Source organism: Paenibacillus sp. strain BS8-2, from assembly GCF_054483835.1.
On record NZ_CM137010.1, the window covers coordinates 3,522,428 to 3,535,376 of the forward strand.

Annotated in this window: 12 protein-coding genes; 10 read left to right on the forward strand and 2 right to left on the reverse strand. The window is 49.1% G+C overall.

What is annotated here, in order from left to right:
* The first annotated feature begins 136 nt into the window (after nt 1-136).
* From ACX1C1_RS15170 to ACX1C1_RS15185, 4 genes are all read left to right on the forward strand, one after another.
* Complete coding sequence (locus ACX1C1_RS15170; RefSeq protein ID WP_458953012.1) at nt 137-1,255, forward strand: HD-GYP domain-containing protein; 1,119 nt, start codon at nt 137-139, stop codon at nt 1,253-1,255.
* A gap of 169 nt (nt 1,256-1,424) precedes the next feature.
* Nucleotides 1,425-2,585: a radical SAM/CxCxxxxC motif protein YfkAB gene (gene yfkAB / locus ACX1C1_RS15175; RefSeq protein WP_458957694.1), complete on the forward strand. Its 1,161-nt coding sequence runs from the start codon at nt 1,425-1,427 to the stop codon at nt 2,583-2,585.
* 26 nt (nt 2,586-2,611) lie between these two features.
* The gene (gene ytvI / locus ACX1C1_RS15180) at nt 2,612-3,643 is read left to right on the forward strand and encodes a sporulation integral membrane protein YtvI (RefSeq protein WP_458953013.1); all 1,032 of its coding nucleotides are present in this window, start codon (nt 2,612-2,614) and stop codon (nt 3,641-3,643) included.
* A 96-nt stretch (nt 3,644-3,739) separates the two neighbouring features.
* The gene (locus ACX1C1_RS15185) at nt 3,740-4,471 is read left to right on the forward strand and encodes a GT-D fold domain-containing glycosyltransferase (protein WP_458953014.1); all 732 of its coding nucleotides are present in this window, start codon (nt 3,740-3,742) and stop codon (nt 4,469-4,471) included.
* Nucleotides 4,472-4,578: 107 nt separating this feature from the next.
* On the opposite strand, the gene ACX1C1_RS15190 is transcribed toward ACX1C1_RS15185, so the two are convergent.
* Nucleotides 4,579-5,574 carry a beta-ketoacyl-ACP synthase 3 gene (locus ACX1C1_RS15190; RefSeq protein WP_458953015.1) on the reverse strand — a complete coding sequence of 332 codons (996 nt, stop codon included), beginning with the start codon at nt 5,572-5,574 and terminating at the stop codon, nt 4,579-4,581.
* Nucleotides 5,575-5,823: 249 nt separating this feature from the next.
* Between ACX1C1_RS15190 and ACX1C1_RS15195 the strand changes: the two genes are divergently transcribed.
* The 6 genes from ACX1C1_RS15195 to ACX1C1_RS15220 all read left to right on the forward strand — a co-directional run bounded on the left by ACX1C1_RS15195 (nt 5,824) and on the right by ACX1C1_RS15220 (nt 11,954).
* Complete coding sequence (locus ACX1C1_RS15195; RefSeq protein WP_458953016.1) at nt 5,824-6,567, forward strand: YhcN/YlaJ family sporulation lipoprotein; 744 nt, start codon at nt 5,824-5,826, stop codon at nt 6,565-6,567.
* A gap of 209 nt (nt 6,568-6,776) precedes the next feature.
* Nucleotides 6,777-8,096, forward strand: a complete 1,320-nt coding sequence (locus ACX1C1_RS15200) for a nucleotide sugar dehydrogenase (protein ID WP_458953017.1) — start codon at nt 6,777-6,779, stop codon at nt 8,094-8,096.
* Between the two features lie 19 nt (nt 8,097-8,115).
* Nucleotides 8,116-9,195, forward strand: a complete 1,080-nt coding sequence (locus tag ACX1C1_RS15205; RefSeq protein ID WP_458953018.1) for a Gfo/Idh/MocA family protein — start codon at nt 8,116-8,118, stop codon at nt 9,193-9,195.
* Nucleotides 9,192-10,292, forward strand: coding sequence for a DegT/DnrJ/EryC1/StrS family aminotransferase (locus ACX1C1_RS15210; RefSeq protein WP_458953019.1), 1,101 nt, complete (start codon nt 9,192-9,194; stop codon nt 10,290-10,292). Before ACX1C1_RS15205 ends, ACX1C1_RS15210 begins: the two co-directional genes overlap by 4 nt.
* A 14-nt stretch (nt 10,293-10,306) precedes the next feature.
* Nucleotides 10,307-11,029: an acyltransferase gene (locus tag ACX1C1_RS15215; RefSeq protein ID WP_458953020.1), complete on the forward strand. Its 723-nt coding sequence runs from the start codon at nt 10,307-10,309 to the stop codon at nt 11,027-11,029.
* Nucleotides 11,022-11,954 carry a glycosyltransferase family protein gene (locus tag ACX1C1_RS15220; protein WP_458953021.1) on the forward strand — a complete coding sequence of 311 codons (933 nt, stop codon included), beginning with the start codon at nt 11,022-11,024 and terminating at the stop codon, nt 11,952-11,954. Before ACX1C1_RS15215 ends, ACX1C1_RS15220 begins: the two co-directional genes overlap by 8 nt.
* Nucleotides 11,955-12,040: 86 nt before the next feature.
* Here ACX1C1_RS15220 and ACX1C1_RS15225 read toward each other — a convergent pair whose 3' ends face one another.
* Nucleotides 12,041-12,841, reverse strand: a complete 801-nt coding sequence (locus ACX1C1_RS15225) for an FkbM family methyltransferase (protein ID WP_458953022.1) — start codon at nt 12,839-12,841, stop codon at nt 12,041-12,043.
* Nucleotides 12,842-12,949 lie beyond the last annotated feature (108 nt).

Here is a 12,949-nt window from a genome sequence, read left to right on the forward strand (position 1 = left end):
TAGGATTTCGGAGAAATATGTCGAACATTTAGCATAATATGGTTGCGATTTGTCGCATTTTCACGTAAATTAACAATACGGGCATGTTATTCCGATATGTATTGTTAATAGGCCACAGCGGGGAAGGACAAAGAAAATGCGTTTGCTATCCATTGTGCAGTGCAAGCCTGGAATGAGGCTAGCCAAAAAGATATTTTCAGAAGATGGCATCGTTTTATTAGGTGATCATATGGAGCTAACGAGTCGACTCATTCAGAGATTGGCCGAATGTGGTGTTCAGTATGTGTATATTGAAGATGCGCGTACGGAAGGCATCATACCACCGTCACTGATCCGGGAAGAAACATTCAGGGTCGCCATTAAGGAAATTCGCACGAATTTCCGTGAGCTGATGGATCGCCCGCAGAAACGTAAGGGTGCAGCGTATCCGTATATTGCACAGCCATTCAAAGCGATGATGAATTTGATAATAGACGATTTGTCGAATCAAGATGAAGCCATGATCATGTTGATGAACATGGGTACCGTTGATCATTATTTATACCAGCATTCACTTAACGTGTGCGTATATTCGACTTTGCTCGGACTCTCGAATGGTTATTCTCGTGACGAATTGATGACACTCGGACTCGGTGCTCTGCTTCATGATATAGGTAAGACCCAAATTAACGTAAACGTCCTTAAGAAGCCTGATCAATTAACGAACGAGGAGTTCACATTGATGAAACGCCATGCGCAGCTTGGCTACGAGCTGCTTAAGGATGAGCCGAACTTACCGCTGCTGGTGGCACACTGTGCATTCCAGCATCACGAGCGTATTGACGGCAGCGGCTATCCGCGCGGGATCAAAGGCAACGAAATTCATGACTATGCCAAATGGATCGGTCTTGTCGACTCCTATGATGCGATGACAACCAATAGGGTGTACCGCACGCCGATGCTTCCGCATGACGCGACAGAGAGGTTATACGCAGGCTCAGGCACGTTATACGATCAACGGATGCTGCAGGTATTCCGTGATAAGGTAGCGATCTATCCCATCGGAATGTCGGTCAAGCTGAAGACTGGCGAGCAAGGTGTAGTTGTAGATCTTAATCATTCGTATCCTCATCGACCGATCGTTCGCATTCTGACGAATGAGGCAGGAGAAGATTTGAAGGTTCCTTATGAGGTGGATTTGTCTAAGCAACTAACGGCTATGATCGTAGGGGTTAATGACGGTGCTTCGGATGTGCAGCTAGTCTCGGGTATCTAGTGATTGGAAAAGTTTGTAGAGAATGAGGCCGCAAGGCCTCTTTTTCGTCAAATCCTGCAAGGGAATGCGATTTATTCGCGATTTATTTGCTTCCGTAAACGACTCACATTACAATAAAAGAAACGATACAGATTAGAATGAAGTTAGGTGCTGAAAGCGAATGAAACCAATGAATCGAATAGAGAACAATGACTTAAACATAGCTACAAAATCAAGAAGCGAGACGCTTCCTCCGTTATCCCCTACCAACGATCCCTGGGACCCGCTCAATTCATTGAAACAATTCGGACGTCATACTTTGACCAGCGTGGAGATGACCGTAACAAATTTATGCAATATGCGCTGTGAACACTGTGCCGTAGGAGATACCCTCGTCATGATGGAACCTGCGAAATTACCGCTCCATGATATGCTGCGCCGGCTGGATGAGGTAGAACATCTGCAAACGATCAGTATAACAGGCGGCGAACCAACCTTCTCGGATCGCACAGTCAAAGAGTACATGCTGCCACTGCTGCAATACGCGAGAAACCGTGGCGTTCGTTCCCAGATCAACTCCAACGTAACCTTGCCGTATAGTAGATACGAATTGCTAGCACCGTATCTTGATGTCATGCATATATCATTCAACTATACTTCAGCAGATGACTTTCACGAGATTGGCTTCGCGAAAGCTGGCCACTCCGTCTCCAAGGAAGCCGCCACTAAGCTATACAATCGTATGATTGATAATGCCAAGCGATTAAGTGATGCTGGAGTCCTCGTATCTGCCGAATCCATGATCAACTATCGAACGCATCATAAAATCGACGAGATTCACCGCTTAATTATAGAAATGGGCTGTCAGCGTCATGAAGTGCATCCTATGTATCCAAGCTCATTCGCCCGTGACTTGCCAGCCATCTCGAAAGTAGAGATGCGGAGAGCCGTTGAGCGGCTTCTGGACAACCGCGATCCGTCTGTCTGGATGTTGTTTGGTACGCTGCCGTTCTATCAATGCAGTGATGACGCCGAGGATCGCCAATTATTGCGCCGATTGGCTGGTGAGCGGAATGTGACGGTGCGTAACGATCCTGACGGACGTAATCGCCTCAACGTTAATTTATTTACAGGCGATGTGTTCGTGACAGACTTCTCTGATGTACCGGCTTTTGGCAATATCGCTAATTCGAAGCTTGATGATGTGTTCGATAGCTGGTTGGAGCAGGAGCTTGCCAAAAGCGTCAATTGTCATTGTCCCGCCGCCGCCTGCTGCGGTCCTAATCTGCTCGTAAAAGATATGTATTATCGCGACATTGATTTCCACATGCGCGAAGCGAGAATGGAATAGAAATAGAGTAAGGAGGGATTACCTGCATGTCAGTTCGGACGATCGTACTCATTGCTGTTGGGTTGCTTCTCGTTTATTTGATGTTTACAGTCGGAGCACCGTTCTTGTTGGCGTTGATCGTGGCCATTTTCTTGGAGCCTTTAACGACCTTCCTCATGAAACGGTTCCGATTCAATCGATTGGTGTCAGCGGTTATATCGAGTACCTTGTTTACCGTCGTTTTGGTAGGGTTGATCGTACTTCTCGGAATTAAAATCATTGCCGAATTAATTGCATTCCTTGAGAAGCTGCCTAATTATTTTCAAGATGCGAATACCTTTGTCGATAAGCTGCTTGTTGACGCGAGAGGTTTGTATCAGAATCTGCCTCCAGACGCGATCAAAACACTGGAAGAGTATCTGCTTAGCCTAACCAATACGATCACCTCAGTGGTAGGCAAACTGTCATCAACGTTACTTGGCTTTGCATCTACGCTGCCTGGCATGTTCATTTTCTTGATTGTGTTCCTGGTTGCCGTGTATATGTTTAGTTTCAGCCTGAATACGATGAAGTCGTCTGTATTGTCCTTCTTTGATGAGTCGTCTCGTTCGCAGGTAGATCAAGTATTAAACAATTTGCGTAAATCGATTTTTGGATTCCTGCGTTCCCAGATTATTTTGAGCGGCATGACGTACATACTTTCATTGATCGGATTGCTTATTCTGGGCATTAAATACCCCATGGCAATTGCTTTGCTCATTATTATCGTCGATATCCTGCCGATTCTAGGCACAGGTTCTGTACTCGTCCCATGGGCAACCTATTTGCTATTGATGGGGGATTTATATACGGGTATCGGATTGATCGTATTATTTTTGGTTATTACCGTATTCCGCAGAATCGTCGAACCCAAAATTTTGGGAGATTCCGTCGGTATTGGCGCGTTACCCGCGCTTATCAGCCTCTATGTTGGATTTAAGCTAGTAGGCGTAATTGGGGTGTTTATCGGGCCGTTGATCGTCATCATTTATATGGCGGCTAGGCAAGCGGGGTTATTCCAAACGAAGATCAAACTTTAGCAGGATAAGGGTCCAATCCAACTTTGGCAGGACACATATATTGTTGAAAGATAAACATGTATGTGACCTTTTCTAAAGGTTGGAGGTGTAGCTGGAATGATTTCTCATATCACGAATGATCAATTGCTGGAGAAAGAAGAAATCGTGAAGCGGCTTCATAATGCCCTGGAGAAGCGCATCCCTTATTATATCGTTCGGATCGGGGATGGCGAAAACTTCGTACTCTCACAGGAATCTGTGTATACGATGGAACAGACTTTGAGCCAGCTATGGGTTAAAATCGCGAACGAAGGCAGGAAAGGGGTCCGCATTCCGAATATCGAAATTCGGGATCGGATGGTGGAATCGATTAGAGAAGCGGATATCGTTGGCATCTTGGCGCAGAACGACAGGACAATCCGAGCTCATCCCAATCACAAACGACCGCTGACAGACAAGATATTCGACCATTTCTCCTTGTCGCCGAAAGCAGTATGCAATGCGGTTGTCAATCGCGAGCTGATCTACCACAAACCATTCTGGGAAATGCTGAGCGCACAAGGAAGTCGCGTTCTGCTGATCTCAAGGTGGGCTGGTGGGACAAAACAAAGGTTGATACGTCCGCCGTATAACTTAAATATCCCCTTTACCCTTCCCTTCGAGCGCTATGAGATGATGAATGACACGCTGCAGGCCATCGAAGCTCGCCAAGACGAGTTCGATATTGCACTTGTCTCGTGCGGAGTTAATGCGGTTGTGCTCGCACACGAGATCGCAAAAAGGACGGGCAAAGTGGCGGTCGACTTTGGCATCGGCTCACAGATTATTTCCAGCGTCAAGCTGAAGTAAGTGGACCGGAGTAAAAATGTTCGTTCTGATTTCGAGCCGATCCCTTGTTGTTAGCATTAAGCTACTCCAAGGGATCGGCTCTATTTGCGCTCCTGCGACTTAAAGAATCAAAGGGCCCACTTGATAATAATACCGGCTTGTGTAAGTCCTCCGCCGAACCCATGAAGCAGCAGCGTATGTCCAGCCTGCAAGCGGCCATCTTTGATTGCATCATCCATTGCGAGCGGGATGGATGCGGCGGACGTGTTGCCGTACTTCGCAATACTAGACAAAGCTTGCTTGGAGTCAAATCCTGTACGTTCGCACAAAGCTTCAATGATACGTTGATTTGCATTATGGGGGACAAACCAGTCCACAGCTTGCGGATTCAACTGAGCGCTTTCCAGAAGCTCAGAGATACCGCTGGAGACATGGCTTACAGCCCAGCGGTAGACCTCTCGTCCATTCTGCACAAGCTTCCCCGATCCGACCAGTTCATGTTCTCCGATACGTGATGAAAGATGGCTCGCGTATACATGATGGCCCCCGGCTCCATCCGTATTGGAATAGGCGGCAATAAAACCACCGTTCGCTTCGGCAGAACGCTCCACTAATACAGCGCCTGCTCCGTCTCCGAATAGGATACAGGTTGTGCGGTCAGTATAATCCGTCATTTTGGATAAAGCGTCGGCACCTACTACCAATATCTTGTGATGCAGTCCGGTTAACAGGAGTCCGCTTGCGAGCTGGAGACCCGCGGTAAAGCCAGCACAAGCGGCTTGTAGATCGATGGCTCCACAGCGCTCAATACCGAATTTGGACTGAACGCCTGCGGCGACGCTCGGAAATATAGTGTCCGGCGTTGAAGTTGCGACAATAATATAATCGACGTCCACGAGATCGACGTTGTATCTGGAGACCATGTCGGCGACAGCCGCATATGCCATATCACTTGTGAATTCATGCTCTGCCGCTATTCGGCGCTCTCTGATCCCCGTCCGCTGCACGATCCATTCATCATTGGTTTCGACAAGGTGTTCCAAGTTTGCATTCGACAGAATACGTTCGGGTACATAAGTTCCAATCGCCGTTATTTGCGCATTCGAATGGTACTGGTTCATCATAGCGGACACGTCCTTTCATTTTCCGTCCATAATTAGTATCTGGTACTAATACCTAATACTAAGATCATAAGGGAAATAAGGATAGAAGTCAATTGGAGGCTGATGGACAGACCGTAAACATAATCAGTAAACATAATCAGCAGTATCACGAATAACTGGTGTTTAATACGCAAACGCTAAGACAGGTATGATCGAATGAACGTACAAAACGAGACCAAGTTTAGCGTTTGATTAGTGGAGGGATGCTGGATGCTGATACGCAACAAATGGACACTGTTGACGGCAAGTGTTGTGCTTGGAGCCATGCTCGGTGGATGTTCAATGGAGAAGCAAGGTGATTTGGGCAATAAAAATATTCGAACGAATCAAGTGCGCTATGACGCCAATGGTAATATGTTGATGGACAAACGATTCGCAGATGATCAGAAAAATGAAATGAATCGCGTCAACGGACGCAGACTCAACAGCAACAATCTGGTCGGCTCGCATAAAAATTATCGTCTAGAAATCAAACCGGAATACGGTGAAAAGCTAGTCGAGCAAATTGAAGGTATTAAGCAGGCAGTCGTCATGATGGCAGATAATAACGCATACGTGGCGGTCTCTTTTGATGAAACGGAGAACAATAAAGTGGGCACGCTGAGCAGAACCTATATGGGACTGTCAGGTGCGAAAGGTGTAGAAGCGGGGAAACGAATGGGCGCGCTCTCCACAGGGCAACATATGCTGACTGACGAGGTCAACGGGCAGGTCATCGAGACGCTTAAAGCGCTGCGGCCAAGTATTGAGCTCGTGTATGTATCTGCAGATCCCGAATTCGTAGGACGGATGGGTGCTTATTTGAACGATTCTAAACAAGGATATCCCGTGCAGCACTATATCATGGAATTCAACGGCATGGTGGAGCGATTATTCCCGCCACGTACGTCCAAAAGCACGGATGAGCTGATTAGGCCATATGGTCATCGCTTCAGCGGCAGATTGCTGGAATAGCTGCCAATACACTTTCTTCAATTATATGAGCCGCTCCCAGAACAGCAACTTAGCTGTTTGGGGAGCGGCTTTTTGCTGTCGTTAAACAAATGTATCGGGGGCATCCGCTTCTTTGCTAAGTCGTTGTCGTTTCGTCCATTCAAGACAGCTTGACTCTTCATATAGTATTCTAGCCAATTTATATAAATGCTGGAAAAGAGGAGAGAGAATTGACTTCGACAAACAAGCAGGAAAACATTCAGATCGCCGGGGAGCCGCGTACCGTAGCCATCATGGGGTTAGGTTATGTCGGTCTGCCGCTGGCGATGTTGTTTGCCGAACACGGATTCCGTGTTATCGGTATTGATCCGGATGCCGCCAAAATCGAAAAGCTGCAGAAGGGCTCTAGCTATATTCATGAGCTCAACGATACACAAATACGCGGAGCGATGGAGTCGGAGCGCTTGCTCCCGACTACCCAGTATTCCGCAGCAACTGCAGCTGAGGCGATCGTCGTATGTGTTCCAACGCCACTCACCGCCTATGGAACGCCGGATCTCAGCTACTTGAAGCTTGCGGCCGCTCAGATCGGCACAGTCCTTCGAAAGGGGCAGCTTGTCGTATTGGAAAGCTCAACATACCCTGGTACAACGAAGGAAGTGCTTGTGCCTTTGCTGAGCAAGTCCGGGTTAAAGGTTGGCGAGGATTTTCATGTTGCGTATTCGCCTGAGCGTGTCGACCCCGGCAATGAACAGTTCCCGATTCATCGTATTCCCAAAGTCGTAAGCGGGATAAGCGTATCGTGCCGCGAGCGCGTTACCGAGCTATACGAATCGATCTTTCCTCAGGTACACCCCGTAACGTCAACGGATGCTGCAGAGATGACCAAAATATTAGAAAACGCCTACCGTCTGATCAATATTTCCTTTATGAACGAAATGGCGATCGTCTGTGACAAGCTTGGTCTCGATATATGGGAAGTCGTGCGGGCGGCATCGACGAAACCATTTGGTTATCATCCATTTTACCCTGGTCCAGGCATTGGCGGTCATTGTATCCCGGTGGATCCGTCTTACCTGCAATGGAAGCTGAAGCAATACGGCATGACATCGGACTTTATCAGCATTGCCAACACGATCAATCACCGCATGCCGCTGTACGTCATTCAACAAATCAAGGAAGCCATTGCACCTAAGAAACTGGCTGGTGCCTCTATTCTCATTTATGGTGCTGCATACAAGCCGGATATCGCAGATTACCGCGAATCCGCATCGCTCGATATGATTGAGTTACTGAGGTTAGAGGGTGCCGTCGTCAATTACCACGATCCATATATCCCGCATTTGATAGTGGGAGATCACAAGCTAGTGAGCGTGGGCCTTACGGTAGAGCTGTTACAAGCACAGGATGCTGTTATTATCGCAACCAACCATACCTCCATGCCGCTAGATTTGTTATTAGAGCATGCGCAGCTTGTCTATGATACCCGTAATGTTACGGCACAAAAAGAAGGTCGTGCTGCCGTTATCCGGCTTGGAGGCGGGCATTAAAAGAGCGAGGAGGTTCGGTATGGAAACTTTGCGTATCGCGATAATCGGTTGCGGAGCAATCGCGGAGAAACATGTCTCCGCCATCGAGGAGATTGGGGGCGAGGCGTCGATCGTCGCGCTTTGCGATATTTCCTCCGAAAGGCTGCATGCGTTTGCCAGCAAAGCGGGCGTAAATCGGTTTCCCGATGCAACGTTGTATGACGATGTCGGTCGTTTGCTGGAACGACAGGACATCGATTTGGTGGTGGTCGCTACAAGCAGCGGCTCGCATGGCTCATTGACGCTACAAGCGCTCCAGGCAGGCAAGCACGTACTGGTTGAGAAGCCGCAAGCATTGTCGTTAAGCGAAGCCAAGGCGGCTATCGATGAAGCACGCAGCAGAGGGCTTATCCTCAGCGTCTCCTTCCAGGTCCGGTATATGCAGAAGCTGGCAGAGATGAAGCGAGCGGTGGAGGCAGGACGATTCGGTGAGCTGGCCCACGGTACGGTAACGATGAGGTGGAACCGGAACATGGCCTATTACGAATCCGGACCGTGGCGAGAGGATTGGAGCAAGGGCGGCGGTTTATTTATGAACCAGTGTATTCATTATGTGGATCTGCTGATGTGGCTAATGGGCCCTATCCGTTCTGTATATGCGCTAGGTAGAACCAACGGGCAGCCAATAGGAGTCGAGAACGTCGGCGCCGCCTTATTGCATTTCGAGAGCGGGGCGATCGGCGTTATCGAAGCCTCTGCCAATGTGTATCCGAAGTCAGCGGGTACTTCGGTCAGTCTGTTCGGATCAACGGGTTCGGCCACAGTCGAAGGCAAGTCGCTCGAGCGAATGTCCTTATGGCAATTCGAGGATAACGGAACGGAATCGAGCTTGGCCTTGCATGGCACGGTATGGCAGCATACACATTCACCTTTGTATGTGGATCTGATCGGCGCCATTCGCGGAGGTTATGAGACATTAGTGTCTGCGTCATCCACTATTGGCGCATTAGAGGCCGTACTCGCGATTTATCAATCGATGGCTAGCGGACTCGTTGTTAAGCTACCATTACAGGATGATTTCGTCATGGGATCTACAGGCGGGAAGGAGGAGGAATCATGATAACGATACCGTTTATTGATCTGCGAGCGCAATACCTGGAGCTGAAGACCGATATCGATGCGGCTTTTCTCCGGGTCATGGCTAGCGGCGAATATATCGCTGGTCCGGAGGTAGAGGCGTTGGAAGGTGAAATCGCTGCTCTAACGGCTTCGTCCTATGCGATTGCGGTAGCTAACGGTACGGATGCTCTGTTATTAACGCTGGAATCAATGGGAATCGGACCGGGAGACGAGGTGATCACAACGGCGTTTACTTTCTATGCAACCGCGGAAGCGATCGCGCGTCTGGGGGCTGTTCCCGTGTTCGCGGATATTGATCCCGCGTCCTATAACCTATGTCCGGTGGATACCGAAAAGCGAATCACGCCGCGCACCAAGGCGATCATGCCTGTCCACCTGTTCGGTCAGCCTGCGGATATGGGCGCCTTCACGGATATCGCGAAGCGCCACGGTCTGCTCCTGATCGAGGATGCCTGCCAAGCGATCGGAGCGACATTACATGATCGTCCGGTTGGTTCTATCGGGGATGCGGGGTGTATCTCTTTTTTTCCAACCAAAAACCTGGGAGGTTACGGCGACGGCGGCATGATTGTCACCAATAACGAAAGAATTGCGGACCGGGCTAGGCTGCTTGCCAGACACGGCAGCAAAAAAAAATATTGGCACGAAGCGATAGGCGTTAACAGCAGGCTGGACCCGGTACAGGCGGCGATCATTCGAGTAAAGCTGGCGCGTCTTGCCGAATGGAACAATCGCAGAAATCAAGCGGCCGAATATTATAATAACGAGCTTAAAGGAACGCCGCTTGGGCTGCCGGCAACGAATCAGCAATGGGGTCATGTCTTTCATCTCTATGTAGCGCAATATGCGGGACGTAACGAGCTAGCGAACAAGCTTCTAGCGCATGGTATCCCGACAGGCCATTATTATCCTTGTCCGCTCCACCTGCAGAAGGCACTGACGTACTTGGGTTACAAGCCCGGCGATTTGCCTGTGACGGAGAAGGTATGCGCGTCGTCGATCGCTTTGCCTATGTCACCTCATTTGACTCGTGTGCAACAAGATTACATCATCGAGAAAGTAATTCGATTCACATGAAGGATGGTGTTAGAATGAGCGGAACAACCAGCATTGGCGAGAATGTCATATTAGGAAGAGGAGTTGTCGTCGGTGTACGTGTGATGATCGGCAATGGTGTGGTCATACACGAAGACACCGTGATCGGAGACGATGTCCGTATCCATGATAATGCCGTTGTAGGCAAGCTGCCTATGAAAGCGAAGACGTCTGCGACAACAACCGAAGGTACGACGCTTACGCCTGCCATCATCGAGAATGGATGCACAATCGGAACCGGTGCAATCGTTTATCGAGGAGCTCACCTAAGTCACGATGTATTCGTAGCCGATCTGGCGACGGTGCGCGAGCGAGTGCATGTGGGTGAAGCAACAATTATTGGCAGAGGGGTCGCAATCGAAAATGACTGTTCGATCGGCGCCCGCTGCAAGCTGGAGACTAATAGTTATATTTGTGCTTACTCCGTGGTAGAAGACGATGTGTTTATCGCGCCGTGTGTTGTGACGACCAACGATAATTATTTGGCTCGCACCAACGGGCGATTCTCGCAGTTCAAAGGCGTAACGGTTAAACAGGGCGGTAGAATAGGAGCAAATGCAACGATATTGCCGGGGAAAGTGATCCACCAAGATGGCGTCGTTGCCGCTGGCAGCGTCGTTACAAAGGACGTGCCAGCTCGAACGATTGTGGCCGGCAATCCTGCTCGGAAGCTAAGAGATGTTCCTGAAGAGCAATGGCTGGAGAAGCAGCATGGATAGGTTGCTCAATGTGCTAGTGCTGGTAAAGCGATTCGCAGAGACCTATCCCAAGCATCAACATAAATTTGATATGATAGCGGCGATCGAGAGAGTGGCGAACGTTCATTATTGGAGCAAGGACGGCGATATTCGTGAAATTGTCGCAAGATTGCCAGTCAAGCCGGACGTTATATTCCATTACGACTTCGAATGGCGTCATGCGTTTGCCCCTCGGATTACGCATTTGGATAAAATTGATATACTGAAAGTCTGTTACGTGCTGGACATCCATTACGATCCAGCAGGAAGAAGATCGTATTTCGACCGGATTGCAAAGCCGGATATCATCATGTCGGCGAGCAAATATCCGTTCCTGGACACATTCCCCGACACAGAATCGAGATTTCGTTGGCTGCCATTCGGTGTAAACCCGGCAATGATAACGGATCATGGTTTGCCTAAGGATACGCCGTATTCGTTATTTGGTCTGATGGATCCCCAATACCCGTTCCGCAATAGCGTGCTTAAAGCGATGTCGCGCGAGGAGGGGTTTGTCCATTATCGGCATCCTGGGCACCGAACGGCCTCACGCCCGGGACTGTTGGTACAGGACACATACGCGCAAGCGATTAATCGCTCTATGATGTCATTCACTTGCGGAAGCGTCCTTCGCATTCCGGTCGCCAAATTTTTTGAGATACCGGGCTGCAGGACGTTGATGCTCGCGGAATCTAATCCCGATATCGAAGAGCTTGGATTCATTGACGGCGACAATTTCGTGGCTTGCTCCAGATCAAATATCGCGGAGCTTGCACGCAAGTATCGCAACGATGATGCGGCCAGAGATGCCATTGCCCAGAATGGCTACGCTATGATCCATCAAGCGCATACCAATGAAATAAGAGCAAAGCAGTTCGTCGCGTATGCGCATGAAGCATTATCGTAAAATCATAGAAGAGCCGTGCAGCCTGTCAGAAAACCAGGTTGTACGGCTCTTTTGTTTCTCCGTAATAAGTGAGGCATCCCAGAGGGTTAAGGCTGCAGCTTATGCACAAGCTCCGGATTCGAGAGAAGAATGAGATCATTACAAAGCTTGTCGGCATTGAAATAAGCATTGATGCTGTCGTACGCAGGCGCAGGCAGAGGCACAAGGCGACCGCTTGGATCCGGCGCATAAAGAATAAAATGTTCGGCAAGAAACTCGACGAATGCGGGAAGATCAATACCTTTGCTGATCATGTAACGGCGATTAAACTCGATGCAGCCAACAGCATCCGTGCAGCTCTTTAGTAAACCGGACATCCCTCGCAGAGCCTCCCACTCGAATCCCTCTACGTCCATCTTGAACAAGAGAGTTCCGCCAGCGAGCATTTTGTCCTGAAACACATGATCGATGGTTGTGCTTCGCACGATCGTTTCTTTCGAAGCGCGATCGCCTAGATGATGTCCAGAAGATGTGCCGGATCGTACTTTGTCAACGTAAAAGGTGACGTTTTCCTCGGCTTTGTCCGTCACGAAGCCGTTGGTCAGCTTGATCTGCCTGCCATTGGGATGTTCGGCAAGCGAACGGGAAAGATAAGGGATCAGCTCGGCATTTGCCTCGAAGACGGCAATTGCAGCATGCTCAGGATAGGCGGCGGTCAAAAAGATTTCTCCATAGTTCGTGCCTGCATCAACAACGATATCGGGTTTAAGCGCCGCAGCAGCGCGGCGCCAGAACTTGACAACGCGAGGCTGGAACAACCCGTTCTTGGATTTCAACGTATTGCCCTTCTGATCCTTCAAATTGACATACATGGCGTGGGATGAGCCTGCAAGCGTAATTTTGTGCACCGTACTCTCTCCTTCTTTCGCGCGAGGCGAAGCTGTTCGTTGTGAGATAAACCTTTATTAAGATATTCGATTGAGGGGGAGCCCGTACTAGGGTAGAAGTCATGCAAG

Bases quoted from the DNA above. Each gene is read 5' to 3' on its own strand.
- ACX1C1_RS15170 (WP_458953012.1), top strand. From the start codon at position 137: ATGCGTTTGCTATCCATTGTGCAGTGCAAGCCTGGAATGAGGCTAGCC.
- yfkAB (WP_458957694.1), top strand. From the start codon at position 1,425: ATGAATCGAATAGAGAACAATGACTTAAACATAGCTACAAAATCAAGA.
- ytvI (WP_458953013.1), top strand. From the start codon at position 2,612: ATGTCAGTTCGGACGATCGTACTCATTGCTGTTGGGTTGCTTCTCGTT.
- ACX1C1_RS15185 (WP_458953014.1), top strand. From the start codon at position 3,740: ATGATTTCTCATATCACGAATGATCAATTGCTGGAGAAAGAAGAAATC.
- ACX1C1_RS15190 (WP_458953015.1), bottom strand. From the start codon at position 5,574: ATGATGAACCAGTACCATTCGAATGCGCAAATAACGGCGATTGGAACT.
- ACX1C1_RS15195 (WP_458953016.1), top strand. From the start codon at position 5,824: ATGCTGATACGCAACAAATGGACACTGTTGACGGCAAGTGTTGTGCTT.
- ACX1C1_RS15205 (WP_458953018.1), top strand. From the start codon at position 8,116: ATGGAAACTTTGCGTATCGCGATAATCGGTTGCGGAGCAATCGCGGAG.
- ACX1C1_RS15210 (WP_458953019.1), top strand. From the start codon at position 9,192: ATGATAACGATACCGTTTATTGATCTGCGAGCGCAATACCTGGAGCTG.
- ACX1C1_RS15215 (WP_458953020.1), top strand. From the start codon at position 10,307: ATGAGCGGAACAACCAGCATTGGCGAGAATGTCATATTAGGAAGAGGA.
- ACX1C1_RS15220 (WP_458953021.1), top strand. From the start codon at position 11,022: ATGGATAGGTTGCTCAATGTGCTAGTGCTGGTAAAGCGATTCGCAGAG.